25 protein-coding genes and 1 pseudogene are annotated in these 25,217 nt (G+C 65.4%); 17 read left to right on the top strand and 9 right to left on the bottom strand.

Going from position 1 to position 25,217, the window contains the following annotated elements:
• Both QZ755_RS02680 and QZ755_RS02675 read right to left on the bottom strand, forming a co-directional pair.
• A partial coding sequence (locus QZ755_RS02680; protein ID WP_294319475.1) for an ATP-binding protein occupies positions 1–1,102 on the bottom strand: 1,102 nt, incomplete at its 3' end.
• A 159-nt stretch (positions 1,103–1,261) separates the two neighbouring features.
• Complete coding sequence (locus QZ755_RS02675) at positions 1,262–2,011, bottom strand: GcrA family cell cycle regulator (protein WP_294319473.1); 750 nt, start codon at positions 2,009–2,011, stop codon at positions 1,262–1,264.
• 84 nt (positions 2,012–2,095) lie between these two features.
• Here QZ755_RS02675 and QZ755_RS02670 point away from each other — a divergent pair, with 84 nt between their 5' ends.
• The 7 genes and pseudogenes from QZ755_RS02670 to queE all read left to right on the top strand — a co-directional run bounded on the left by QZ755_RS02670 (position 2,096) and on the right by queE (position 8,304).
• Positions 2,096–2,932, top strand: coding sequence for an ABC transporter permease (locus tag QZ755_RS02670; RefSeq protein ID WP_294319470.1), 837 nt, complete (start codon positions 2,096–2,098; stop codon positions 2,930–2,932).
• Positions 2,933–3,031: 99 nt separating this feature from the next.
• Positions 3,032–4,222 (top strand): aspartate aminotransferase family protein, encoded by a 1,191-nt coding sequence (locus tag QZ755_RS02665; RefSeq protein ID WP_294319468.1) that lies wholly within the window; start codon positions 3,032–3,034, stop codon positions 4,220–4,222.
• A gap of 144 nt (positions 4,223–4,366) precedes the next feature.
• On the top strand, positions 4,367–5,284 hold the full coding sequence (gene argF / locus QZ755_RS02660) for an ornithine carbamoyltransferase (RefSeq protein ID WP_294319465.1): 918 nt from the start codon (positions 4,367–4,369) through the stop codon (positions 5,282–5,284).
• A 178-nt stretch (positions 5,285–5,462) separates the two neighbouring features.
• Positions 5,463–6,377, top strand: coding sequence for an Hsp33 family molecular chaperone HslO (locus QZ755_RS02655; RefSeq protein ID WP_294319463.1), 915 nt, complete (start codon positions 5,463–5,465; stop codon positions 6,375–6,377).
• Positions 6,378–6,398: 21 nt separating this feature from the next.
• Positions 6,399–6,815, top strand: a complete 417-nt coding sequence (locus QZ755_RS02650) for a hypothetical protein (protein WP_294319461.1) — start codon at positions 6,399–6,401, stop codon at positions 6,813–6,815.
• 146 nt (positions 6,816–6,961) lie between these two features.
• Positions 6,962–7,672, top strand: a pseudogene (gene queC / locus QZ755_RS02645) (7-cyano-7-deazaguanine synthase QueC); the annotation flags it as partial.
• Complete coding sequence (gene queE, locus QZ755_RS02640; protein WP_294319460.1) at positions 7,669–8,304, top strand: 7-carboxy-7-deazaguanine synthase; 636 nt, start codon at positions 7,669–7,671, stop codon at positions 8,302–8,304. The pseudogene queC and the gene queE, both read left to right, overlap by 4 nt.
• Before the next feature lie 9 nt (positions 8,305–8,313).
• Here queE and QZ755_RS02635 read toward each other — a convergent pair whose 3' ends face one another.
• Entirely contained in the window at positions 8,314–9,894 is a 1,581-nt protein-coding gene (locus QZ755_RS02635; RefSeq protein WP_366509153.1) for a sensor histidine kinase, read from the bottom strand.
• 10 nt (positions 9,895–9,904) lie between these two features.
• Complete coding sequence (locus QZ755_RS02630; RefSeq protein WP_294319458.1) at positions 9,905–10,078, bottom strand: NepR family anti-sigma factor; 174 nt, start codon at positions 10,076–10,078, stop codon at positions 9,905–9,907.
• A 247-nt stretch (positions 10,079–10,325) separates the two neighbouring features.
• Here QZ755_RS02630 and QZ755_RS02625 point away from each other — a divergent pair, with 247 nt between their 5' ends.
• The 10 genes from QZ755_RS02625 to QZ755_RS02580 all read left to right on the top strand — a co-directional run bounded on the left by QZ755_RS02625 (position 10,326) and on the right by QZ755_RS02580 (position 19,265).
• Positions 10,326–11,132, top strand: a complete 807-nt coding sequence (locus QZ755_RS02625; RefSeq protein WP_294319456.1) for a response regulator — start codon at positions 10,326–10,328, stop codon at positions 11,130–11,132.
• Between the two features lie 36 nt (positions 11,133–11,168).
• A complete protein-coding gene (locus QZ755_RS02620; RefSeq protein ID WP_294319485.1) occupies positions 11,169–11,309 on the top strand; it encodes a hypothetical protein in 141 nt (46 codons plus the stop codon).
• A 111-nt stretch (positions 11,310–11,420) separates the two neighbouring features.
• A complete protein-coding gene (locus tag QZ755_RS02615) occupies positions 11,421–12,056 on the top strand; it encodes a sigma-70 family RNA polymerase sigma factor (protein ID WP_294319454.1) in 636 nt (211 codons plus the stop codon).
• A 269-nt stretch (positions 12,057–12,325) separates the two neighbouring features.
• Complete coding sequence (locus tag QZ755_RS02610; RefSeq protein ID WP_294319481.1) at positions 12,326–15,004, top strand: bifunctional [glutamine synthetase] adenylyltransferase/[glutamine synthetase]-adenylyl-L-tyrosine phosphorylase; 2,679 nt, start codon at positions 12,326–12,328, stop codon at positions 15,002–15,004.
• Positions 14,991–15,446, top strand: a complete 456-nt coding sequence (locus QZ755_RS02605; RefSeq protein WP_294319452.1) for a peroxiredoxin — start codon at positions 14,991–14,993, stop codon at positions 15,444–15,446. Before QZ755_RS02610 ends, QZ755_RS02605 begins: the two co-directional genes overlap by 14 nt.
• A gap of 256 nt (positions 15,447–15,702) precedes the next feature.
• Positions 15,703–16,887, top strand: a complete 1,185-nt coding sequence (locus tag QZ755_RS02600; RefSeq protein ID WP_294319450.1) for a M23 family metallopeptidase — start codon at positions 15,703–15,705, stop codon at positions 16,885–16,887.
• A 63-nt stretch (positions 16,888–16,950) separates the two neighbouring features.
• Positions 16,951–17,277 carry an iron-sulfur cluster assembly accessory protein gene (locus tag QZ755_RS02595; protein ID WP_294319448.1) on the top strand — a complete coding sequence of 109 codons (327 nt, stop codon included), beginning with the start codon at positions 16,951–16,953 and terminating at the stop codon, positions 17,275–17,277.
• 1 nt (position 17,278) lies between these two features.
• The gene (gene xth, locus QZ755_RS02590; protein ID WP_294319446.1) at positions 17,279–18,049 is read left to right on the top strand and encodes an exodeoxyribonuclease III; all 771 of its coding nucleotides are present in this window, start codon (positions 17,279–17,281) and stop codon (positions 18,047–18,049) included.
• Entirely contained in the window at positions 18,046–18,804 is a 759-nt protein-coding gene (locus QZ755_RS02585; protein ID WP_294319444.1) for a transporter, read from the top strand. The genes xth and QZ755_RS02585 overlap by 4 nt, the downstream gene beginning before the upstream one ends.
• A gap of 191 nt (positions 18,805–18,995) precedes the next feature.
• Positions 18,996–19,265, top strand: a complete 270-nt coding sequence (locus tag QZ755_RS02580; protein WP_294319442.1) for a hypothetical protein — start codon at positions 18,996–18,998, stop codon at positions 19,263–19,265.
• 138 nt (positions 19,266–19,403) lie between these two features.
• Here QZ755_RS02580 and QZ755_RS02575 read toward each other — a convergent pair whose 3' ends face one another.
• From QZ755_RS02575 to QZ755_RS02555, 5 genes are all read right to left on the bottom strand, one after another.
• Complete coding sequence (locus tag QZ755_RS02575) at positions 19,404–20,552, bottom strand: N-acetyltransferase (protein ID WP_294319441.1); 1,149 nt, start codon at positions 20,550–20,552, stop codon at positions 19,404–19,406.
• Positions 20,553–20,628: 76 nt separating this feature from the next.
• Positions 20,629–21,387: a sterol desaturase family protein gene (locus QZ755_RS02570; RefSeq protein ID WP_294319439.1), complete on the bottom strand. Its 759-nt coding sequence runs from the start codon at positions 21,385–21,387 to the stop codon at positions 20,629–20,631.
• Positions 21,388–21,483: 96 nt separating this feature from the next.
• Positions 21,484–22,575, bottom strand: a complete 1,092-nt coding sequence (lptG, locus tag QZ755_RS02565; RefSeq protein ID WP_294319438.1) for an LPS export ABC transporter permease LptG — start codon at positions 22,573–22,575, stop codon at positions 21,484–21,486.
• A complete protein-coding gene (lptF, locus tag QZ755_RS02560; RefSeq protein WP_294319436.1) occupies positions 22,575–23,768 on the bottom strand; it encodes an LPS export ABC transporter permease LptF in 1,194 nt (397 codons plus the stop codon). Before lptF ends, lptG begins: the two co-directional genes overlap by 1 nt.
• A gap of 185 nt (positions 23,769–23,953) precedes the next feature.
• Positions 23,954–25,216, bottom strand: coding sequence for an aminotransferase class I/II-fold pyridoxal phosphate-dependent enzyme (locus QZ755_RS02555; RefSeq protein ID WP_294319435.1), 1,263 nt, complete (start codon positions 25,214–25,216; stop codon positions 23,954–23,956).
• Between the last annotated feature and the right edge of the window lies 1 nt (position 25,217).

The following is a 25,217-nucleotide window of genomic DNA, read 5'->3' as shown; positions in this document are numbered from 1 at the left end:
CGACGAGGCTGGCGGCCTCGACGCTGGTCAGGCGGTCCTTGGTCTGGCTTTGGAATTGCGGGTCGCGGATGAAGACCGACAGCATCAGCTCGCAACCGACCGTCACGTCGTCGGCGGTCATGTCCTTCGCGCGCTTGTTGCCGACCAGATCGGCAAAGCCGCGCAGGCCGCGTACCAGCGCCTGCCGCAAGCCCTGTTCATGGGTGCCGCCATCGGGCGTCGGGATGGTGTTGCAATAATAGCTGTAGCTGCCGTCGCTCCACAGCGGCCATGCGACCGCCCATTCGACACGGCCCTGTTCACCCGGAAAATCCTGCCGCCCGGTGAAGAAATCCGCCGTCGCGCATTCGCGGCCGCCAACCTGTTCGCGTAAGTGGTCGGCGAGGCCGCCGGGAAACTGGAACACCGCTTCGGCGGGCACGTCGCTGCCCTCGACCAGCTCGGGCGCGCATTTCCAGCGGATTTCGACCCCGGCAAAGAGATAGGCCTTCGACCGCACCAGCTTGTGCAGCCGGGCAGGCCTGAATTGCAGGTCGGCGAAGATTTCGGTGTCGGGCGTGAACGCGACCAGCGTACCGCGCCGGTTGGGTGCCGCGCCGACATGCTCCAGCGGCCCGATCGTCTGCCCCTGCGAGAAACGCTGGCGATACAGCTGCCGGTCGCGCGCGACCTCGACCACCGTATCGACCGACAGGGCGTTCACGACCGAGATGCCGACGCCGTGCAGACCCCCCGATGTGGCATAGGCTTTCCCTGCGAACTTGCCGCCGGAGTGCAGGGTCGAAAGGATCACTTCGAGCGCCGACTTGTCGGGAAATTTCGGGTGCGGATCGACCGGGATGCCGCGCCCGTTGTCGATGATGGTCAGCCGGTTGCCCGTGTCCAGCTGCACCTCGATCCGGGTCGCGTGGCCCGCGACCGCTTCGTCCATCGCGTTGTCGAGGACTTCGGCGGCAAGATGGTGCAACGCGCGTTCGTCGGTGCCGCCGATATACATGCCTGGTCGGCGACGGACCGGCTCCAGCCCCTCCAGCACCTCGATCGAGGAGGCGTCATAGGTGGGCGGGGTAGGGACGTTCGCTTCGAACAGATTTTCGGCCATGGCGGCCGTATAGAACGAAACGGGGTCATCCGCAAAGCGGCGGGTGGGGTAGAATGCTGGGCGGGCATGGGTGAAGCCCATGCCGTCGGTCGCGGCTTCTCGCCGCGCCGGCCGTGCTGATCGCCGGGAGCGCGGCCGAGTTTGCTCGGCCTTGCGCGATCAGCGAACCCTAGGCCCACCATAAGGCAGCGGCGGCGGCGGGCGGCGATCGCGACGGGGCAGCTGCGCCTGATACGCATGACCGCAATGATCGACGCAATAGGGGAAGCCGGGGTTCACTTTTTCGCCGCAGAAGTGGAAGTCCGGCTCGCCCGGATGGCCGATCGGCCATTTGCAGATGCGGTCGTTCAGGTCGAGCAGCGTCGTCTTGCCCGCGATCGCATCGCTCGGCCGGGCCGGGACCAGCCGGCGTGGCGGGGCGGGGGTCAGCGGGGCGCTCTGCTCGCCGGGATTCTGTCGCAGGAAGCCGCCGGGGCCGACCGACCGCATCACGGGTTCGGCACGGCGCGGCGCGGCGACCGGTGCGTCATCGTCCTCTTCTTCCACCTCGTCGCCCTGATCCTCTTCCGGAAGCGGCGTGAACGGGTCGTTTTCGATCGGAGCAGCCGCGACGGGTTCGGGCTTTGGTTCGGGCGCTGGCACCGGCTTCGGAGCGGGCGGCGGAGGTGGCGGCGGTGCGGCGACGACCGGCGCAGGCTCCGAAGCGGCGGGCTTGGGCGCAGGTGCCGACGCCTTGGTCGTGTCGTTCGACTTCACCGGCGACGGCCGCGACTGCAGGCCCAGGCGATGGGCTTTGCCGATCACCGCATTGCGGCTGATCCCGCCCAGTTCCTCGGCGATCTGGCTGGCGGTCATCCCCGATTCCCACATCTTGGCCAGTGTCGCGATGCGTTCTTCGGTCCAGCTCATGCCCGTCTTCGTCCTTCACTTCGTGACCGCGCAGACGACCATGATCCTTGCCGCCGCGCGCGCCAGCGATTAGGCGACACAGCCATGCAGGAACAATCCCCGTCGCGCGCAAAAATCATCATCGCCGACCCCGGCGTGCCGGTCATCCGGAACGTGAACTGGGGTGGGCTGCGCACGCTCTATATCAAGGAGGTGCGCCGTTTCTTCAAGGTGCAGCTTCAGACCATCTGGGCACCGGCGGTCACGACGCTGTTGTTCCTCGTCATCTTTTCGGTCGCGATGGGCGGGGCGGGGCGTACCGTGCTAGGCGTGCCGTTCCCCGATTTCGTCGCGCCGGGCCTGATCGCCATGGCGATGCTCAACAACGCCTTTGCCAATTCCAGCTTCGCGCTGTTGGTCGGCAAGATCCAGGGCACGGTGGTCGACTATCTGATGCCGCCGCTGTCGACGGGTGAGTTGCTGGCCGCGCTGGTCGGCGGCGCGGTGACCCGCGCGTTCCTCGTCGGCCTCGTGCTGTGGGGCGCGATGCTGCTGTATCCGGGTGTTCATGTCCTGCCGCGGCATCCCGGCGCCGTGCTGTGGTTCGGGCTGTTCGGGTCGACTTTCCTCGCGCTTGCCGGTGTAATGACATCGATCTGGGCGGAAAAGTTCGACCATGCCGCGGCGATCACCAATTTCGTCATCGGGCCACTGACGTTGTTGTCGGGCACCTTCTATTCGGTAGAGGCGCTGACCCCGACCTTCCGCTCGATCAGCCACCTGAACCCGTTCTTCTACATCATCTCGGGTTTCCGCTACGGTTTCCTAGAGCGTGCCGATTCGCCGGTGCTGCTGGGCGGCGCGGTGATCCTCGCGGTCGACATCGCGATGGCGGTCGCCTGCTATGCGCTGCTGCGCTCGGGGTGGAAGCTCAAGAATTGACGAATCTAGTCAAGGAGCGGTACAGCGCCGCTCCGGGCGGCCGGCGTGGCCGCCCTTTTGCGTTTTGAACGCCGATATTTCTCATGAAGGAGCAGTTCGATGACGACCCCCGCGCTCATGCCCGTCTATCCACGGTGCGGCGTGCGTCCGGTCCGAGGCGAGGGCTGCTATCTTTATGGTGAGGACGGCACGCAATATCTCGACTTCGCCGCCGGCATCGCCGTCAATGCGCTGGGGCACGGCCACCCGCACCTGACGAAAGCGATCCAGGAACAGGCCGCGACGCTGATGCATGTCAGCAACCTCTATGGCTCGCCGCAGGGCGAGGCGCTTGCCGCACGGATCGTCGACAACAGCTTTGCCGACACGGTGTTCTTCACCAATTCGGGTGCCGAAGCAGTCGAGTGCGCGATCAAGACCGCGCGCCGCTTCCATTTCGCCAATGGCAATCCGCAGCGGCATACGCTGATTACCTTCAACCAGGCATTCCACGGCCGGACGCTCGGCACCATCTCGGCCACCAACCAGGCCAAGATGCGTGACGGGTTCGAACCACTGCTGCCCGACTTCAAATATGCCGAGTTCAACGATCTGGACGGCGCGCTGGCGCTGATCGACGACAGCACGGCGGGCTTTCTGGTCGAGCCGGTGCAGGGGGAGGGCGGCCTGCGCACCGCGACGCCTGAATTCCTGACCGGCCTGCGCAAGGCGTGCGACGAACACGGCCTGTTGCTGGTCCTCGATGAAGTGCAGTGCGGCTATGGCCGGACCGGCACGCTGTTCGCGCATGAGCAGTATGGTGTGACGCCCGACATCGTTTCGGCCGCCAAGGGGATCGGCGGCGGCTTTCCGTTCGGCGCGTGCCTCGCTACCGAGGAAGCGGCCAAGGGCATGGTGTTCGGCACCCATGGCTCCACCTATGGCGGCAACCCGCTTGCCATGGCGGCGGGGCAGGCGGTGCTGGACGTGATGCTGGAGCCAGGCTTCTTCGCCCATGTGAAGGCGATGGGTGATCGGCTGCGGTCCAGCCTGGAGCAGATGATCCCGAACCACGACCATCTGTTTCAGGAAGTGCGGGGCATGGGGCTGATGCTGGGTCTGAAGCTCAAGTCGGACAGCCGCCGCTTCGTCGCCCATCTGCGCGATCATCACAACCTGCTGACGGTGGCCGCCGGCGACAATGTCGTCCGCGTGCTGCCGCCGCTGGTGATTGACGAGAGCCATATCGCGGAAGCGGTGGAGAAGCTGTCGGCAGCGGCACGGGTGTACGTTCCGGTCGCCGACGATTGATTGACGCTCCTCCCCGGAACGGGGAGGGGGACCATGCGAAGCATGGTGGAGGGGGATGAAATCATGGCGCAGCACCGGTGGAGGCCCCCCTCCACCGTCCTGCGGCCGGTCCCCCTCCCCGTGCCGGGGAGGATTTTTACCCAGATGCGCCATTTCCTCGATCTTGCCTCGGCCGGTGCCGACGGCATCGCCGCCATCCTGAACGACGCCCTCGACGCGAAGGCGGCACGCAAGGGCTGGCCGAAGGGCCGCGCCGACGCCGATGCGTCGCTTACCGGCCACACGCTCGCCTGCGTGTTCGAAAAATCCTCGACCCGCACCCGCGTCTCGTTCGACATGGCAATGCGCCAGCTCGGCGGATCGGCGCTGGTACTCGACGCTGGCACGACGCAGTTGGGTCGCGGGGAGACGGTCGCCGATACCGCTCGCGTCCTGTCGGGCTATTGCGACGCGATCATGGTGCGGACCGACGATACGGCCAAACTGGACGAAATGGCGCGCTATGCGTCGGTGCCGGTCATCAACGGCCTGACCGACCATTCGCATCCGTGCCAGATCGTCGCCGACCTGTTGACCGTAATCGAATCGGGTAAGCCGTTGCCCGGCCTGAAATGGGCATGGCTTGGCGACGGTAACAATGTGCTGCACTCGATCGTCGAGGCGGGCGCGCTGATGGGCTTCGACGTCATTGCCGCCTGCCCGGAAGGCTATGATCCCGCCCCGGACGTGATCGAGGCGGCGGGTGGTCGCGCGACGATCACTCGCGATCCGGTCGCGGCGGTGCGCGATGCCGATGTGATCGTCACCGATACCTGGATTTCGATGGGGCAGGCCCATGCCGAGCAGAAACTGGTGGCGATGGCTCCTTATCAGGTTGATACGGCATTGATGGCACACGCGAAGCCGGACGCCGTGTTCCTCCACTGCCTGCCCGCGCATCGTGGCGAGGAAGTGACGCCCGATGTCATCGACGGGCCGCAATCGCTGATCTGGTCGGAGGCGGAGAACCGCCTCCACGCGCAGAAGGCGGTGCTACGCTGGTGCTTCGGCCTGATCGGCTGATCGCCGATTACGACCGGCAAAGCTGCCGGGCGGTCCGCGTTCCGTAACGGGACGCAGGCCGCCCGGTTTTTGCATGTGCGAACGCGGCAAGCGTCAAAGCGCTTGCGAAATGTCCCGCGCGCCACCATGTGAGTGATCGATCACAGTTTGCCCCTGAGGGGGCATGAGGAGCTTTCGTTTGTCCGATACCGTCCGCCTGCCCGACCTCGATCGCGCGATCGGGTTCACGCTGCCCGATCATCACGCCCGTGGCCGTGTCGTGCGGCTGGGTCCGGTCGTCCAGTCGATCCTGGCTGCCCATGCCTATCCCGCGCCGATCGAGAAGCTGCTGGCGGAATCGCTGGCGCTGACCGCGCTGCTGGGATCGACGCTGAAAGAAGCCGAGGGGCAGTTGACGCTGCAGGCGCAGACGCAGGGCGGAATCATCCGCCTGATGGTATGCGACTATAAGAATGGCGAACTGCGCGGCTATGTCGACTACGACGCCGACCGGCTCGCCGAACTGGGCGAGGATCCGTCGCTGTTCGCGCTGTTCGGGCAGGGGTATCTGGCGATCACGTTCGATCAGGTGACGTCCGGCGAGCGCTATCAGGGCATCGTGCCACTCGACGGCGAATCGGTCGCGCAGGCGGCGGAAAGCTACTTTCTCCAGTCCGAACAGATCCCATCGCTCGTCCGGCTCGGCATAGGTGTCGACGATAATGGCCAGCGGATTGCCGGCGGTATCTTCCTGCAGCATCTGCCGGAGGGTGAGGAGGGGCGCGAGCGGTTGCACACCCGGCTCGACCATCCCGAATGGCATCATGTCGAGGCGCTCGGGTCGACCATGGGGTCCGACGAACTGGCCGACCCGATGCTTCCGTTGGAGACGCTGGTCTGGCGGCTGTTCAACGAAGAGCGCGAGGTTCGCGTTCTGGCCAGCACCGACCTGTCGCGCGGATGCCGCTGTGACCGGGACTATATTGCCGGCGTTATTTCGCGCTTTCCTGCCGAAGAGCGGGTGGCGATGGCGGACGAACAGGGGATCATCACCGTCGATTGCGCCTTCTGTGCGACGAAATTCCCGCTCGCGCTGTCCGATATAGCGGCCTGAAGCGACCAAGGGGGACAGGCGATGGGGATGGGACTGCGGTGGGGGCTGGCGGCGTCGCTGGCCATTGGATCGGCCGGTGTAGCGCAGTCCGCGTCTGCGCCGACGCTGGCGGCGATGCGTGCCGTAACGCCTGGCAACTGGTCGCTGCGCAGTCCCGGTTCGGCCGAGGCTGCGCGCGAGAGTTGCGTTGCCGACACCGCCGTCCTGTTCCGGCTGCGGCTCCGGTCGGCGCAATGCACCCGGTTCGTGATCGAGGATACGCCGCGCATCGCCACGGTACATTATACCTGTCCCGGCGCCGGCCATGTTCGCACCACGATCCATGTCGACACGCCGCGTACGCTGCGCATCGAAAGCGAGGGGATCGTCGACGGGATGCCCTTTGCCGATGCGTTCGAGGCGCGTCGCATGGGTAATTGTGGTCCGCGCGGTCGTTAAGCGCATGTTTAGCGTCGGTGATGTAGGAAACGGTCATGTTCTGACGGGACATGCATGTTATCCCTAAGCATGAAACTCCTCCGGGCCGCCCTTGTGCGGCCCGCCCTTTTTCGGGGCGGTTGCCCTGACCTTGTGAAAGCCTTAGCAGGCGCAGCATGACGAAAACTCCCTTCAGCGTGGTGCTGGTGTCGGGCGGACTGGACTCGATGGTGTCGGCGGCGCTGGCGCGAGAGGCTGGCCATCGGCTGCTCGCACTGTCGATCGATTATAACCAGCGGCATCTGGTCGAACTGGCCGCCGCCCGGCGGATCGCCAAGGCATTGGGTGCCGAACGCCACGTCGTCCTGCCGCTCGACCTTTCGGCCTTTGGCGGATCGGCCCTGACCGACGCATCGATCGCGGTGCCGAAGGACGGCGTCGAAGCGGACGTGATCCCGGTGACCTACGTCCCGGCGCGCAACACGATCTTTCTCAGCCTCGCGCTGGGATGGGCCGAGGCCGCGGGCGCACGCGACCTGTGGATCGGCGTCAACGCGCTCGATTATTCGGGCTATCCCGATTGCCGTCCGGAATTCATCGCCGGGTTCGAGACGTTGGCCGAACTGGCCACGCGAGCGGGGGTCGAGGGCGACCGGTTCCGGATCCACGCGCCACTGCAGCACATGACCAAGGCCGATATCGCGCGCGAAGCGGATCGGCTGGGCATCGACGCCGGCATGAGCTGGTCCTGTTACGACCCGGTGGGTGAATTGCATTGCGGGCGCTGCGACAGCTGCCGCCTGCGCGCGCGCGGCTTCGTTGAGGCGGGGTTGCCCGATCCGACCCGCTACGCCGAACGGCCCGACGCCGGTCGATGACCTATTCCGTCAAGGAAATGTTCCTGACCCTGCAGGGGGAAGGGGTCCACGCCGGCCGCCGCGCGGTCTTCGTGCGCTTTGCCGGGTGTAATCTATGGACCGGGCGCGAACAGGATCGGGCGACGGCAGTCTGCCGCTTCTGCGACACCGACTTTGTCGGCACCGATGGTATTGGCGGCGGCAAGTTCGCCGACGCGGCCGCCTTGGTCGCTGCGGTGGTGGCGCAGTGGGGTAGCGGCGAAACCCGTCGTTTCGTTGTGCTGACCGGTGGGGAGCCGATGCTCCAGGTCGATGACGCGTTGGTCGAAACCTTGCACGATGCCGGCTTCACGATCGCGATCGAAAGCAACGGCACCATCGCGGCGCATCCCGGCATCGATTGGGTTTGCGTCAGTCCCAAGGCGGGTAGCGATGTGGTCCAGCGGAAGGGTGACGAGCTGAAGCTGGTCTGGCCGCAGGAGGGCATCGACGTCGACGCCATGGAACGATGGGACTTCGCCCACCATCTGGTCCAGCCGATGGACGCGATCGGCATGGAAGCGATCCATCGCGATGCGGCCGTCGATTTCGCGATGGACCGTCCGAAATGGCGCCTGTCGCTCCAGACGCACAAGCTGCTCGGGCTGCGCTGACGCGCTGGGTCAACCGGCGCGGGCGGCGATCACGATCTCATAGGCGCCGGTCAGCGGATCATGGTGCAACGGTGCCCGCAACTGGCGTGAGAGACCGAGGATGATCCGGCCGTACCGGCTGGCGACCAGCGCCTCCAGCTCCTCGCTTTCGACCAGTGCCGGCGATGTCGCACGCAGGACGGCCGTATCGGTGTCGGCGACATGGCGCAGCGAAATGCCGATCTGCGCCTGTGGGTTCACCGACACGGCAAGTTCGATCAGTTCGGTCAGCAGGAAAGAAACGGCTACCGCGACATCCTGCGTCACCAGCACCGATTCGACATGCAGCGTAATGCCGAGCCTGGTAGCGCTGCCCGACGCGGTGGCGCGGATGTTCGATGCCAGTTCACCGATCACCGACTTCAGCTCCAACCCGCGATTTTCCTCCATCTCGGCGTAATGGTGCCGGTGGACGACCGCCAGCGCATCTACCCGCCGCTGGATGGTGGCATAGGCATCGGCCGCCGCTGCACCATGGGCGCTGCGGGCGTGAAAATTGATGAGGCTGGCAATGACCTGCAGGTTATTCTTCACCCGGTGATGCACTTCGCGGGTCAGCTTCGTCTGGCGCACTAGCCCGTCCGCCATCGATTGTTCGTGGCGTTCGACGGTATGGGTCAGTTCCTGGAACGTCTCACCCAGATCAGCGATCTCCTGCGCCGGCACCGCGCCCAGATTGACGTCGGCCATCGAGTTGCCGGGACGATAGCGTTCGATATCATCGCGCAGGCGCCGCAGCGGCCGGATCAGCAGCCGGTCGACCACGAACCAGCCAATGCCGGTCGCCGCGATCCACATGACCAGCGGCAACAGCATCGCAATGATCGCGGAGGACGTGAACGGCGCGCGTCGCACCGCCATGGTAAAGGCCAAGTCGTCGATCCCCAGCGGAATCTCGACCCGTTCCCGCCGATCGATGCCGCCCTGTTCCGGCAGCTGCGACAGCAGCAGCTCTGCGTCGGTACCGTGGCGCAGGCCCCCTTCGTACGGGGTGGCGAATCCGCTGGGCTGTGCCAGTTCGCGCAACATCGTGACCGGAAAAAACGCCACGGCCCGTGCCGAACTGACGCCGCGAATGTCGAGGACCAGCCCCGCATCGGGAACGACCTGCGCCCGAACGCCGCCTGCGTCCGGCACGCCCACCATCTGCACCGGAATGGCGGTGCCGCAGACGAGGCGACCATCGGCCGAATAGATGCCGAAGCGTGCGCCGACCGAGGTCTGTTGCGCAAAAACGCCTTCGACACGGGCGCAGCTCGGTGAATTTGCCGGGTCGGTCGACAAGGCGGTCATCGCGACGCGAAGCGCGGTCATGTCGCCGACCAGTTCGATCGCCAGCGCGCGTGACGCTTCGGTCGCCGCCACGCGCAACCGCGCGCGCAGGTCGACGTCAGCGATACGCGATGTCTGCAACGTGGCGAACAAGGCAATCAGCGCGAGCGGCAGCAACGCCGCGCTGAGGATCAGCATTAGCTTGGCGCCGGTCGGCGCGCGGCGCAGCGCGGCAGCCGGGCTAGGCGCGGCACGCCGGGCAGGAGGGGATGTCGTCACACCGTTAGAGCTATTTCAGCTTGCTCAGCAGGTCGAGCATCTCGTCTGGCACGGCCTCGCCAGCGGCATCCTGATAGACGGCGCGCAGAGCGTTCCCCAGGCTCGACGAATCCTTCTTGTCCGATGAAAGCGTTGCCGGTGGGTTCGCGTTCGACTGCTTGGCCGCCTGTTCACCATCCTTCACGAAGCAATGCCTTCCCCCGATACCCGAACCAGATTTCCGGTACGAAACTGTAGAATCCCTTGCCGGACGGCTTCAAGGCGACCTTGGTTCAGCGCGTCAGGCGCACATGAAACTAAAGACGCGCTCGTTGGTTCCATGACCTGACGCGAACTCGGGGGAGGCGTCTTCTCCTTGCCGTTTCGTGGATATTTTTGGGATTCGCGCCGTCCGCCCCGCAGGCGGCGCATCGAAGGAGAATTACCTGACCATGTCGCTCGGACAGCAGCTTGCGCCGCACCTTCCCTTTCTCCGGCGCTACGCCCGAGCGCTTACCGGCAGCCAGACCGAGGGGGACCAGTATGTCCGCGCGACGCTGGAAGCGATCGTGGCCGCGCCGGAAGAATTCCCGCGCGACGTCGACCCCCGCCTCGGCCTGTACCGCACGTTCCAGGCGATCTGGGCATCGTCGCAGCCCGAGGCATTCGGCGCTGCCAGCGCGTCGGGCACCGACAACGAAGCCATCGCGCAGGCGCGGCTTGCGCGTATCGCGCCGCTGTCGCGCCAGGCGCTGTTGCTGACCGCAATGGAAGGATTCACGACCGAGGATGCGGCCTATCTGATCGAGGCCAGCCCCGAAGAGGTCGAGGAACTGGTCGCCGAAGCGTTGCGCGAAATCGAGCAGCAGACACGTTCGCGCGTGATGATCATCGAGGACGAGCCGCTGATCGCGATGGATCTCGAACAGATCGTCCGCGATCTGGGGCATGACGTGACCGGCGTGGCGGTAACCCGCGACGAAGCGGTGGCCCTGGCGATGCAGGATCGGCCGGGCCTGGTGCTGGCCGACATCCAGCTGGCCGACGACAGTTCGGGCATCGATGCGGTCAAGGACATCCTGTCGGAATTCAATGTGCCCGTGATCTTCATCACCGCCTTCCCCGAACGCCTGCTGACGGGCGAACGGCCCGAACCGACGTTCCTGATCACGAAGCCGTTCCAGCGCTCGACGGTCAAGGCCGCGATCAGCCAGGCGTTGTTCTTCGACGAAGCGACCGTGCCGGACGCTGTGGCGTAACGGTACGGACCCAAAACGACTTTCGGGGGTTGGTAGGTGATGGCAGACGATAACGAACGCATCCATGTCAGCGCGACCGAAGCGCGTGCCGGCGCAACCCCCGGCGTTACCCGCTATGTGTTGCTGGTATCCCTGGTCGCGGCGATCGCGGTCATGGCGTATATCCTGCTCACCTGATGCGGCGGGCGCGTCGACCCGGTCGGCGCGCCACGGCTGGCAATCGGCCATCGGCAACCCTATGTTCGGGTCCGCCCCACACCGGGCCGACTGCGTATCGAACGGATAAGAATGACTGAATCCGATATCAGCGAGGACGTGGCGGGCGAGGTGCGGGAGCATGTCGCGCTGCCGGACCCCGAGTTCAAGAAACAGCTGGCACAGGTCATCCCGCACCTGCGCGCCTTTGGCAGGTCGCTGTCGGGCAGCCGCGATCTTGCCGATGACCTCGTGCAGGAAACCCTGCTGAAGGCATGGGCCGCGCGCCAGCGGTTCCAGGCCGGCACGAATATGCGTGCCTGGACATTCATCATCCTGCGTAACCTGTACCTGTCGCAGATGCGTCGGGCGCGGTTCAAGGGAGAGTGGGACGATCTGGTTGCCGATCGTATTCTGGCGGCACCGGCCAGTCAGGATCGGCATGTCGAACTCGCCGACATGCAGCGCGCACTGCTCCACCTGCCGCAGCCGCAGCGCGAGGCGCTGATCCTCGTTGGCGCGGGCGGCTTTGCCTATGAGGAGGCCGCCGAAATCTGCAATGTTGCGGTTGGTACGATCAAAAGCCGCGTCGCGCGGGGCAGGGTCGCGCTGGAAGCACTGATGAACGACGGAAAGTTGCCGTCGCGTGCGGAACAGCCGGACAATAACGGACAGACCGTCCTCGATACGATCATGGGCGAAGTCGATGACCTCAGCCGCGAACGCTGAGGTCGTCTATTGCTGCGAAAGACTGTCGAGCGACCGGAGATACTGTTCCCAGTCGTTCGGCAACGCGGCCTCCCGCCCATAGACATGACGCAACGCGCGACCCACGCCGTCCGTCGGGCTGGGCGGCCGCACGATCTGCGCGGTGCAGGGCCGTTTTCCGGCTGAGGAGGTCTGCGGTGCCATGCGTTTCCAACGACCGCATAGGCGTTTCGTTTCATCCTTTTAGCCGATAGGTATCGCCGTCCGTCGTATTGATCGCCGGAGGAATGATGCAGTTTTCGTCCGACTTGTTGGCGCGCGTTCGTGCCGGTTCTCCCTTCCTGTCGACGCTCATCGATCGGGAAGCCGATTTCCTCAGTCGCGTCGATGGGTTCGATACCGATGTGCTGGCTGCCGTGGCTGCCGAACCCGACCTGCCACTGGCACGGCAGTTGCGGATCGAGCGGCGGCGGGTCGCGCTGCTGGTTGCGTTTGGCGACCTGTCCGGTGCCTACGACCTGACGCGGGTGACGCGAACGCTCAGCGACTTTGCCGATCATGCCCTGCACCGAGCGATCGTACAGGCGATCGAGGAACGGACGCCGGGCGCGGCTCCCATCGGCTTTACCGCTATCGCCCTTGGCAAGCAGGGCAGTCACGAACTCAACTATTCCTCCGATATCGACCCGATCCTGCTCTACGACCCTGTAGTGCTGCCCCGGCGCGAGAAGGATTCCCCGGCCGAGGCGGCGGTGCGGATCGCCAAACGTGCCGTCGAACTGCTGCAGGCGCGCGATGGCGATGGCTATGTCCTGCGGGTCGACCTGCGGCTTCGCCCGTCACCGGAGGCTACGCCCATCGCGCTACCGATTGATGCCGCCGTTTCCTATTATGAGTCTGCCGCGCTGCCATGGGAGCGGGCGGCATTCATCCGCGCCCGCGCGGTCGCCGGCGACGTGGCGCTCGGCAACCGTTTTCTCGACGCGATCCGGCCATTCGTCTGGCGCCGTGCGCTCGATTATGGCGCAATCGGCGAAATCCGCGAGATTACCCGCCGCATCCGCGAACATTACGCGCAGGGGCAGGCGTTCGGGCCGGGATACGACCTGAAGCGCGGGCGCGGCGGCATCCGCGAGGTGGAATTCTTCGCACAGGTGCATCAGCTGGTTCATGGCGGTCGCGACCCCCTGTTGCGGGCGGCGGCGACGCGCGATGCACTGGCGGCACTGGCGGCGAGCGAGCGTATAGCCGCGGAAGAGGCGATCGAGATGGACGCCGCCTACACGCTGTTCCGCACGATCGAACACCGGTTGCAGATGGTCGACGACCGGCAGACGCACAACCTGCCCGATCAGGCAGAGGCGCTCGACCGGGTTGCCCGACTGCATGGCGTGGCCGATGGTGCCGCGCTCCTCGCGCTGCTCGCGCCGCATGTCTTGGCGGTCGGCGCGATCTACGACCGGCTCGACGGTGCGGCCACCTCGCGCCTGCCCGCCGATCCGCAGTCGCTGGCCGATCGCTTGGAGGCGCTGGGCTTTGCGTCGGGTGAACAGGGTGCGCGGCGGATCGCCGATTGGCGGGGCGGCGGTTATCCGGCGTTGCGCAGTCCGGCGGCGCGGGCCGCGCTGGAGGACAGCCTGCCCGGACTGGTCGCGGGCCTTGCCACGGCGGCCGACCCGCAGGCGGCGTTGTTGCGACTGGACGCGATGCTGGCGCGGTTGCCAAGCGCGATCAACCTGTTCCGCCTGCTGGAGGCGCAGCCGGCGCTCGCCCGTCTGCTCAGCACGATCCTGTGCCACGCGCCGACCCTGGCCGAGGCGCTGGCCCGCCGCGCGGTGCTGCTGGATGCGCTGATCGACGCCCGCGCGCTGGAACCGGTGGGAACGGTCGATGATCTCGCGGGCGAAATGCAGGCGCGGAGTGGCGATGGCTATGAACGGCTGCTCGATCACGTCCGCGATGCGGTCAACGAAAAGCGGTTCATGCTGGGCGTGCAGGTCGTGGCCGGGACCGGCGATCCGCTGGCGGCGGCGGCGGGATATGCGCGCGTGGCGGAGGCGGCGGTCCGGGTGCTGGCCGCCGCCACGATCGACGAGTTCGCCCAGCGTCACGGGCGGGTGCCCGACAGCGAACTGATCGTCCTGGCGCTCGGTCGGCTGGGCGGCGGGGCACTTACCCATGCATCGGACCTCGACCTCATCTATTGTTTCACTGGCGATTTCGCAGCGGAATCGGATGGCGCCAAACCGCTGGGGGCGGTCCTCTATTACAACCGCCTCGCCCAGCGGCTGACGGCGGCACTGTCGGTCCAGACCGCATCGGGACCGCTCTACGATGTCGACACCCGCCTGCGCCCGTCCGGTGCGCAAGGGCCGCTGGTCGTCTCGCTCGCCGGGTTCGACCGCTATCAGCGCGAGGATGCCTGGACATGGGAGCATATGGCGCTGGCCCGCGCTCGCCCGATCGTCGGATCGGCGGCGGGGCAGGGACAGGCGGCGGAGATCATTACGCGCGTACTGGGCGGCGATCGCCCGTCGCGCGACATTGCGGCGGAAGCGACGGCAATGCGGGCGGAGATGGCACGGCACAAGCCGCCATCGGGGCCGCTCGATGCCAAGCTGGCGCCGGGGGGGCTGGTCGATCTCGAATTTGCCGTCCATGTCGTGCAGTTGTCGACCGGGCGTGGCCTTGTTCCGCAACTGGGCGCCGCGATCGATGCGCTTGCGAGGGAAGGGCTGCTTCCCGACACGCTTGTCCCGGCGCATGATTTTCTGACTCGGCTGCTGGTGACGATGCGACTGGTCGCGCCCGATGGACAGGTGCCCTCGGCGGCGACGCAGCCGATCCTTGCCGCCGCGCTCGGCTGTTCCGACTGGACGGCTACGCTTGCCCGGCTGGACGCGGTGCGGCAGATCGTCGCGGCGGCATGGGGCGCGATAGCGACAGGAGGACAGGATGGAGATCGGTGACAACCTACCCTCGGCCAGTTTGACCCGAGCGGATGGGACGCGCTTCGCGCTAACCGACCGGATCGGCCAGCCGCTGGTGGTGTATTTCTATCCCAAGGCCGATACCACCGGTTGCACGCGGGAAGCGCAGGACTTTACCGCACTGGCGGACGCGTTTGGTGCGCGTGGCGCGATCGTGATCGGCGTATCGCGCGATACCCCGGCCAAGCTGACCCGCTTCGCCGACAAGCACGCGCTCATCGTCGAACTGGCGAGCGACGCCGATGGAACGGTGTGCGACGCGTTCGGCACCTGGGTCGAAAAACAGATGTACGGGCGCAGTTATATGGGAATCGAACGGGCGACGTTCCTGTTCGACGCGACGGGCAAACTGGCCCACCAGTGGCGCAAGGTAAAGGTCGCCGGTCACGCCGCTGAAGTGCTGGAGGCCATACCCGCCTGAACCCGCGCGAATCGATTGCAGTCTAAAAGATCCGACGGCAATCGCCGGCAAAATCCCAGCGACATTCTATGGTTAAACGGCTCGCCGTGCGTGTACGGCACTTTAACGCGGCGAACCGGTGCCACGCTTGCGCCGCGTATCAAATTTCCGGCAAGTGCAGCCTCGGTCAACGCGGTGGGGCATACCGTCAAGACATTGGGGATCATCGTTCGTGTCGGCTCGTCCGGCGCGCATAACGCTCGGATAGCGGGACATAATGTCGATTACCTCCGTATTGAAAAACAACGTCGCTCCGATCACGGGGTTCCGTTCGATCTTTCGGACCCGCCATTTTATCCTGCATGACGGTAAGCAGCTGCGCCGCCACACGATTTCCGGTCGTAATCAGGCCGCGGCCGCCGGCCTCGCTGCTGTGATGATCGCCTTCTCGGCCTATGGCATGGGACAAGCGACCATCGGTACGGCGATGGCGGGTGCGGTCGCAAGCGACGACAAGGTCGCGGCGATGCAGCAGGAAGTGGCCGAGATGCGTGCCGATGTCGCCCGGCTTCACGCCGATGCGCGGGCCCATGCCGCACGTCTCGACAAGCGGCAGGCGGCTCTCGCTGCCGTGCTCACCGGTTCGGAGGATGCCAAGACGCTGGCGCTTGCCGCGCTCGACCAGCAGCCGGCCGGTGCCTCCAACAGCGTGACCCGCCCGTTCGATCGCGTCGCGCGGCAGCAGGCGGCGATCGCCGCACAGGCAAAGTCAGTCGCCGATGCGCGCTATGCCCAGACGGCGGGTTCGCTGCGCAAGCTGGGCCTGAACCCGCGCCGCGTGATGCCGGCGATGGGTGGTCCCTATGAACCCGTCGACGCCGCCACCGCCGCGGCGGCCGCTGCCGGATCGGCGACGGCGGATGCGCAGGCGGACGCCCAATTCCGCGCGCTGTTCATGAGCTGGAAGAAGCTCGACACGATCGAGCAGGCCGCGATTTCGATCCCGTCCTACCAGCCGGTGCAAAGCCTGTCCTTTACCAGCAATTTCGGCGTCCGTTCCGATCCGTTCCGTGGCACCGCCGCGATGCACGCCGGGGTCGACATTCCCGGGCCGATCGGCACGCCGATCTATGCGACCGCCGACGGCATCGTCTCGCGCGCCGAACGCGCCGGCGGCTATGGCAATCTGGTCGAGGTCAACCATGGCAAGGGCATCGCGACCCGCTATGGTCACCTCTCGAAAATCCTCGTCCGCGATCATGAGCGCGTGAAGCGTGGACAGCTGATCGCACTGATGGGATCGACCGGTCGTTCGACCGGCAGTCACCTTCATTACGAAGTCCGTATCGACGGATCGGCGGTCAATCCCGCGCCCTATCTGCAGGCCGGGCAGCTCGCCATGGCGGCCGATCGTGCCCAGCGGCAGCGTCTGGCGATGGGCGGTCCCGTCGTCGCCGAATGAGGCGACGCGACGGCCGTTGCCGTTGCAGGGCGGTGCGCCTATCTGGGCGGGATGGATATGACCATGACCGACGTCACCCTGTCCGCCGCCGCCGCCGCGCGCGTTGCGGCCATAGCCGAAAAGCAGTCGAAGCCCGCGATCCTGCGCTTGTCGGTCGAAGGGGGCGGCTGTTCCGGGTTCCAGTATCGCTTCGGTTTGGCCGAAGGCATCGAACCCGATGACAGCATTGCCAAAACCGATGGCGTGACGCTGGTCGTCGATCCGGTCAGCATCGATCTGGTTCGGGGCAGCGAAGTCGATTTCGTCGAATCGCTGGGCGGCGCGGCATTCCGCGTGACCAATCCGCAGGCGGCGTCGGGCTGCGGTTGCGGCACCAGCTTCGCGGTCTGACGTGCGGATCGTTTCCTACAACGTCAACGGGATCAAGGCGCGACTGCCCCGGCTGATCGAATATCTGACCGAGGAACAGCCGGATGTGGTCTGCCTTCAGGAACTGAAGGCCAGCGACGAAACCTTTCCCGAAGCCGATATCCATGCCGCCGGCTATGGCGCCATCTGGCATGGGCAGAAAGGCTTTAACGGGGTCGCGGTGCTGGCACGGGGCGTCGACCCCGTCGAACGGCAACGTGGCTTGGCCGGGGAGCCGGAGGACGAGCAGAGCCGCTATCTGGAGGCGGAGGTCAACGGCGTCGTCATCGCGTCGATCTATCTGCCTAACGGCAATCCGCTGCCCGGACCCAAATTCGACTATAAGCTGCGCTGGATCGACCGGCTGCGCGCGCGGGCGGCCGAATTGTTAGCGGAGGAGCGCGCGGTGGTCCTGGCCGGCGACTATAACGTCATTCCCAACGACGACGATGTGTTCTCGGTCCGGGCGATGCAGGCCGATGCGCTGATGCAGCCCGAATCGCGTGCTGGCTATCGCGCGCTGCTCGCACAGGGGTGGACGGACGCGCTGCGAACCCGCTTTCCGAAGGGGGGCGTCTGGACCTTCTGGGATTATCAGGCGGGTGCGTGGCAACGCGACGCCGGATTTCGCATCGATCATCTGCTGCTTAGCCCGATCGCCGCCGACCGCTTCGTCGATGCCGGTGTCGACAAGGGTTATCGCGGTCGTGAGAAGGCCAGCGATCACGCGCCGACCTGGGTTCGCCTGCGTTGAAGGGCGCAGCGTTCGCCATGGTCGGCATGGCGTTGCTGGTGCCGTCGGTTGCTGCCGCGCGGGATTATTGTCCGACCCGGCCCAGCCTCGGCCAATCGGCCTGCACCATCGAACCGGGCCGCTATGCGATCGAAACGGCGCTGTCGGATTGGGAGCGGTCGAGCGATAGCGACACGGTCCTGTTCGGTGACACGCTGTTCCGACTGGGCATGACCGCTCGGACCGAAGTGCAGGTCGAGTGGACTCCGATCGGCATTGCCCGCGACCGACCGGCCGGGCGCAATACCGCGCGGGTCGGCGATTTGCAGATCGGTACCCGCATTGCGCTGCGTAACCCGGACGGGAAAGGACTTTCCTATGGTCTGCAACCATCGGTGGTGGTGCCGGTAGGGCGTACGCCGATCGGCGGTGGCGGATGGGGCACGGGCGTAGTCGCGCCGGTTTCCTATGACCTCAGCGACCGGCTCAACCTGCAATTCTCGCCCGAAGTCGCCTGGCTGCCGCGTGAGGACCGCGGCGGCAATGCGGTCGTCACTACCGCAACGCTCGGGCTGGGCGTTGCGCTCAACGACGCCTGTCAGTTCACTACCGAGGTTCAGGTAGAGCGCGCCGACCATGTGACCGAGCATCGCGTCGCGCTGGCGGTGGCCTGGCAGGTTTCGGATGATTTCTTCATCGATACGGGCGGTGCGGCCGGTCTGGACGATCACACGCCAGAGCTTCGGCTCTATAGCGGGATTTCCCGGCGCTTCTGATCGCGGCAGCGCAAGTCGTTCGCGTGCGAACATCTGGTCTATCATGCTGTGTGTTGGTGGCGTATGCCACCAATGCTGTGGTGATTTGCCGCTAAGTAGTTGAAATCAGATGCGGCAACAGCTTGGCACGGTCGCTGCAATGCTTCCGGCAAGTCCGGCGAACCATCGCTGACATCATCGGGAGACACGTCATGATCGCCATCCATCTCATCACCTCGACCGTCCTCGGGCTGGTCGTGGCGACCACGCCGCCCTTGTCGGAACCACAAGGCGCTCCGATCGCGATGCCCCTATCGGCCGCGGCCGCTGGACAGGCTGCGGCCGTACCGGTCGTCCGGGAAAAACGCTACTGCATCAAGGATCGCCGTGAGGGTGCGGACATCCGCCCCAAAATCTGCCGGACGCGCGACGAATGGCGCGCGCGGGGGTTCGACCCGGTCGTGACGATCGGCGGGATATAACGTCCGATCAAGCAGGGACGGGGCAGCCTGCGCATCGGTTGCCAACCGGCGCCGGATGACCGGTACTCCGGAATATCCCAATCGGAATCGGCTATGCCTGCCTCTTGGGCCGCCGGGAAACGATCCCGGCGGCGGCGCTCACAGGGTCCGTTCGTACATCTGATAAACGCGGTTGATCTTGCTATCGATCGTGGTCGCAATGGCGTTCATGCCCTGATTGTCATCGAGGACCCAGCCGATCTCCCCGCGTGAAGCCCCGAACTTCGCCACTGCGTCGCGGCGAATATATTCGATCATCATGAAGGCCAGCTGGCTCGCCATGCGTGAGGCCTGCAACTTCTTGACCACGCCCATCAGCGGCACGCGCATCGTCCGCGCCTTGGGCGCGCGCAGCCACAACAGCAGCTTCAGCCAGTTGAACGGCAGCAGCGATCCGCCCATCGGCTTCAGCGGTTCGTTCATGTCGGGCAACGTGATCATGAACGCCACCGGCTCGCCATCCAGCTCGGCGATACGGATCAGGTCCTCGAACACCAACGGTTTCAGCTTCTTGCCGACGTCGTCGACCTCGGGCTGGGTCAAGGGCACGAAGCCCCAGTTGTCCGACCAGGCATCGTTCAGGATCGACACGATGATCTTGGCTTCGTCGGCAAAGCGCGACTTGTCGACGCGGCGGATACGGATACGCGCGTTCTTCTCGCCCGCCGCCACGATGCGCTGCACGATCGGGGGGAAGTCCTTGGTGATGTCCAGTTCGTACGTGACCATCTGCTTGACCGGGGCGTAACCGGCTGCTTCGATCCAGCCCTGATAGCTGGCAAGATGGTGGCCCATCAGGACCGTCGGGCTGTGATCATGCCCCTGGATCAGCAGGCCTGGTTCTTCCCATACCGACAGGCCGCATGGCCCTACCGCGCGGGTCATGCCCTTGCCCCGCAGCCACGATTCGGCCTGTGCGATCAATGCCGATCCCGTTGCCGCGTCCTCGGCCTCGAACATCCCCCAGAAGCCGACGCCGGGGCCAAAGCCCTTGTCCGTCGGCATGGTCAGCGCCAGCGTGTCGATATGGGCCGACACCCGCCCGACGACCTGCCCGTTCCGCTCCGCGATGTAGAGCTGGGCCTCGGCATGGCTGAACCAGCCATTCTTCTTCGGATCGATCTGCCCGGCCACTTCGCTCTTCAGCGGCGGGACCCAATGCGGGTCGTTGGCGTACAGCCGGTAGGGCAGGGCGATGAACGCCTTGCGATCGGCAGCGGTCAGGACCGGACGGACGGTGATCGACATGGCTATCCCCCAAACAGCAACGGGGCGGCAATGCGCCGCCCCGTGTCAAACTTCAAATGACAAATCGGTCATCCGATCATCCGCGATAGCGCGGGTGCCCCTTGGCGACGCCGCCCGATAGCTCGGCGACCTTCGGATACTTCTTCGCGACTTCCTCGGTATAACCGAGGTTGAAGACCGTCGGGCTCTTTTCCGGACGTTCCGAACGCTCGTAATGGGTGCCGAACATCTTGTCCCAGAAGAAGTTGGTGATGCCGAAATTGCCATGCTCGTCGTGGAAATGGTGCGCCATGTGCTTGCGCTTCCATTCCACCAGCAGCTTGTTCTTGGGCTTGTAAGCCAGATGCTGGATGCAGTGGCAAAATTCGTAGAAGCAGGTGGTTAGCAGGCCGGTCGCCAGTGCTGCCATCGCCCCGCCGAACCCACCGATCGCGTAACCGATCGGCGCGGTCGCGATCGCGATCGCGGGCAGCGTGGTGTGCAGCGCACCGAACAGCACCTCAAGGTGATTCGGGTCCTGATGATGATCGTAATGAATCCGCTTCCACGTCGCGGCGAGCGGCGCGAATTTGAACATCCAGTTCGAGTGCAGCACCCAACGATGCAGCACGTACCAGACGAGCGGATAGGCGATGATCGCGATGCCAACCGACGCCAGCGTCGGGACCAACGGCGCCGGGCGCCACGCGAACAGACCCATCGCGACGAACGACAGCGCGATGTAGGCGATGATCGCCGGATACTGAAAATACGCAACGACAAGCTGCCGAAAGGTCATCTTGTCGAGATGGTGCGACTTTTTCCAGAAGCCCTGCTTCTCGGTGATCGCGTTCATCGGCCTAACTTCCTCAATCCATTCCTTTAACCGGACGATTCGCCCATCGTTTCCGCTCTGCCCGCGCTTTGCGGCCAAAGTGGGACGATCCTGGGGCTATTCCTCGGTCCGGATCAGCACCGCTTCGCCGATCAGGAAGAACAGCAGGAACGGTGCCCACGCCGCTAGGAACGGCGGATAGGCCCCAAGGTTGCCCATCGCGAGCGCGAAATTGTCCGCCACGAAATAGGTAAACCCGAGCGCCATGCCAATGACCGCGCGGACGAACAGCTTGCCCGATCGGGCAACGCCGAACGCCGCGACCGCCGCCAGCAGCGGCATCAGCACCGCCGACAGGGGGCCGGACAGCTTGTGCCACAACGCTCCCTCAAGCGCCTTGGTCGGACGGCCGGCTTCGTTGAGGTCACCGATCGCCGTCGATAACTGGCCAAAGGACAGCCCATCGGGATCGACATTCTGCAACGTGAACTGATCGGGCCGCACGCCGCCGGCGATCTTGAGCGATCCCAGCCGCTCGCGAATGCCGGTCGCGACGGTGAAGCGCTCGGCGTTTTCGATCCGCCACGCCCCGGCTTCGCGCCGGCCGCTACTGGCGGTGACCAGCTCGCGCAGCGAACTGCCTTCGCGATTATAGACGGTGATGCCCCGCAGTCGGGTGGCTTCGCCGCGACCGGCAACACGGGCGACCTGGATCAGGTTGTCGCCATCGCGCACCCAGACATTGGTCCGTTCCCCCCGATCGATCGGCAACGGGCCGTAATCGACATTGTCCCAGATCGTCAGCGTTGCCGTCGCTCGCGCCACCACCCGGTCGTTGAACGCGAACGATAGCGCCGCCACGCCGAAGCTGGCGAGGATCAGCGGAGCCAGCACCTGGTGCGCCGACAGGCCGGCTGCCTTCAGGCTGATGATCTCGCTATTCTGGTTCAGCTGGGTCAGCGTCAGGATCGTGCCGAGCAGCACTGAAAAGGGCAGGAACCGCGCGATGATCTGCGGCGTGCGCAGCGAGACATAGCGCAGGATTTCTGCCTGGCCGTTCCCAGGCACCGCCAGGATCTTGCCGCTTTCGCTCAACAGGTCGAGCGCCTGCAACACCAGCACCAGCGCGAACAGGATCGCAAAGGTGCGGATCAGGAACAGTCGCGCCATGTATATCGCGACGGTCGAGGATGGAAAGAAGCCGCGCATCACGCCGCGGCCTTGCGCCGGCCGGGCAAGTAACGGCCGATGAATTTGCCGACCTTCGACGCGCCGCGTTCCAGTCCGCCGATCGGTTCACCGCCGGGCACCCGTGCAATGACCCAGTAGAGGCGGAATACCAGGGCGGCGAACAACAGGAACGGTCCCCATAGCGCGATGATCGGATCGATCCGGCCGAGGCCGCCGACCGCTTCGCCATATTCGTTGACCTTATGGTAGGTCACGATGATTACGATCGACAGGAACACGCCCAGCGCGGACGAGGACCGCTTGGGAGGAACGCCGAGCGCCAGTGCCAGCATCGGCAACAGGAACATCGTCGCCACCTCCGCCAGCCGGAAATGGAAGTTTGCCCGCGCCGCGTCGCGATCTTCTTCGCTGACCTTCGGATTGTGGCCCGTGATCGCCAGTTGCGGCAGCGTCTGCTCCAGATCGCGTCCGCCGCGCGGGCGGAAACTGCCGAACTTGGGCAGATCGATCGGCAGGTCGTGCGCGGTGAAGGTCAGCGTCCGGGGAACGCGGAAATCGGGTGCGTTATGGATCAGGGTGCCGTTGGTCAGACGAAAGATGATCGTGTTGGGATCGTCGGTGCGCAGGAACTGTCCGCGCTCCGCCGTCACGCCCAGCCATTGGCCGTTCGGGCGGCTCGCCTGCACGAAGATGCCGCGAAGGTCCGAACCCGAATTGCGGCTCTCCTCGATCCGCAGCGTCATCCGTTCGCCGAGCTTGGTAAATTCGCCGACCTTGATCGAAGCGCCCAAGGCACCGGTGCGCAATTCGAAGCGCAGCGCTTCGTAATTATAGCGCGCCAGCGGCTGCACGAAGCCGACGATGGCCAAGTTCGCCGCCGCCAACACCGTCGCATAGTAGAACGGCACGCGCAGCAGCCGCCAATAGCTCATGCCGACGCCCAGCATCACATCGAGTTCGGAACTGGTGGCGAGCTTGCGGAACGCCAGCAGGATGCCGAGCATCAGGCCGATCGGGATGCCCAGGCCCAGATATTCGGGCAACAGGTTGGCGAGCATCCGCCACACGACGCTGACCGGGCCGCCTTCCGCCGCGACGAAATCGAACAGCCGCAGCATCCGGTCGAGGACGAGCAGCATTGCCGATATCAGCAGCGTGGAGAACAGCGGCACCGCGATCAGCCGGGCCATGTAGCGATCGATCGATGGCATGGGCCAAGGCTATAGCGAAGGTGCGGCGGGATGCTAGTCCCTAGCGATCCTCCCCACACGGTGGGGAGGGGGCCATCCGCCGGATGGTGGAGGGGCGTTTCCACAGACTGAATGGTCGCGTTCGCGGCCCAGCCCCTCCACCACCGCTTCGCGGCGGTCCCCCTCCCCGCGAAGCGGGGAGGATCTCAGGCGAGAACCCCTACTGCCTTTCCGGCGGCCTCGAACATGCCGAGGATCGTCTCGACCTGTTCCGCGCTATGCTCGGCGCACAGCGAGCAACGCAGGAGGAAGGTGCCCGCCGGGGTCGCGGGCGGGCGGGCCATGTTGACGTACAGCCCGCCTTCGAGCAGCGCCTGCCACATCAGCACGGCCTGCTGCTGGTCCTCAAGGATTACCGCGATAATCGCCGATTGCGGCGTGTCGGTGCCAAGCTTGAAGCCGAGGTCCTTCAACCCGCCGTGGAGCCGCTTCGAGTTGCGCCACAGATGCGCGCGCTTGTCGCCAGCGTGCATCAGCTTGCGGATCGAGGTCGCAGCGGTCGCGACGACCGAGGGCGGCAGCGACGCGGTGAAGACATAGGGGCGGCACACCAGCCGCATCACGTCGAACTTGGGGTGGTTCGATACGCAGAAGCCGCCGACCGTCCCGACCGATTTGGAAAAGGTCCCGACGACGAAATCGACGTCCTTCTCGACACCCTGTTCCTCGTACACGCCGCGCCCATTGGGACCGAAGAAGCCCATGCCATGGGCCTCGTCGACCAGCACCATCGCGCCATGCTTCTTCGCCACCGCGACCATTTCGGGTAGCGGAGCGATGTCGCCGAGCATCGAATAAACGCCCTCCAGCACGACCAGCTTGCCCGGTTCCTTGGGCAGGCGACCCAGCCGCTTGTCGAGGTCCTCGACCGAATTGTGACGGAAACGGACGATCTCGGCATTGCCGAGCGAGCAGCCGTCATAGATCGACGCATGGCTGTCGGCGTCGAGGATGATATATTCGCCCTTGCCGGCCAGCGTCGAGATGATGCCGAGGTTCGCCTGGTATCCGGTCGAGAACACCATCGCATGATCGGTGCCGTAGAATTCGCGCAGCGCCGCTTCGCAGTCCTTGTGCGGGTCATAGGTGCCGTTCAGCACCCGGCTGCCGGTCGTGCCCGATCCGAATTCGTCCAGCGCCTGCTTGCCCGCCGCCACGACGTCCGGATCGAACGTCATGCCCATATAATTATAGGTGCCGAGCAGGATCGTGTCCTTGCCCCGGATTACTGCCTGGGTCGGCGACGTCACCTTGTCCATCACGATGGCGAAGGGATCGCGCACGCCCGTCGCCAGCAAGGCCTCGCGTTCGGCGATCAGCGCGTCGAACTTGCTGAACAGGTCGCGTTCGGGCGTGACCGTTTCCGGCGATGCGGGCAGGGCGTGGGGGGTGGCGGCGGCTTCGGTCATG

It is taken from the genome of uncultured Sphingomonas sp., from assembly GCF_913776855.1.
GTDB lineage: Bacteria > Pseudomonadota > Alphaproteobacteria > Sphingomonadales > Sphingomonadaceae > Sphingomonas.
The sequence above is the reverse complement of the archived record's forward strand: the minus strand, read 5'-3'. Positions and strand labels throughout refer to the sequence as shown.